Source organism: Mesorhizobium sp. M8A.F.Ca.ET.161.01.1.1 (assembly GCF_004792105.1).
In the GTDB taxonomy this organism is placed as follows: Bacteria; Pseudomonadota; Alphaproteobacteria; order Rhizobiales; family Rhizobiaceae; genus Mesorhizobium.
Genome location: NZ_SRTD01000265.1, coordinates 1 through 332 on the forward strand (window position 1 = coordinate 1; position 332 = coordinate 332).

Annotated in this window: 1 protein-coding gene; it reads left to right on the forward strand. The window is 61.1% G+C overall.

The window, feature by feature from the left end; genetic code table 11:
- Positions 1 to 292 (forward strand): 50S ribosomal protein L18 (gene rplR, locus EN804_RS35645; RefSeq protein WP_135922377.1); only part of this gene is annotated, 292 nt, incomplete at its 5' end.
- Positions 293 to 332: the final 40 nt, after the last annotated feature.

Consider the following 332-nt stretch of genomic DNA (forward strand, 5'->3'; position numbering starts at 1 on the left):
CGGCCGCCCGCGCCTGTCGGTTCATCGCTCGTCGAAGAACATCTACGCCCAGATCATCGATGACGTTGCTGGCAAGACGCTTGCGTCTGCCTCCACGCTCGAAGCCGATCTGCGCGGCTCGCTCAAGACTGGCGCCGACGTTGCAGCAGCAGCTGTTGTCGGCAAGCTGGTTGCCGAGCGCGGCGTCAAGGCTGGCGTCAAGGATGTTGTATTCGACCGTGGCGCGTTCATCTATCACGGCCGTATCAAGGCTCTGGCAGATGCAGCCCGCGAAAGCGGCCTGAACTTCTGATTTTTTTCCGCCCGGATATCGATCCGGGCGGAATTTCACC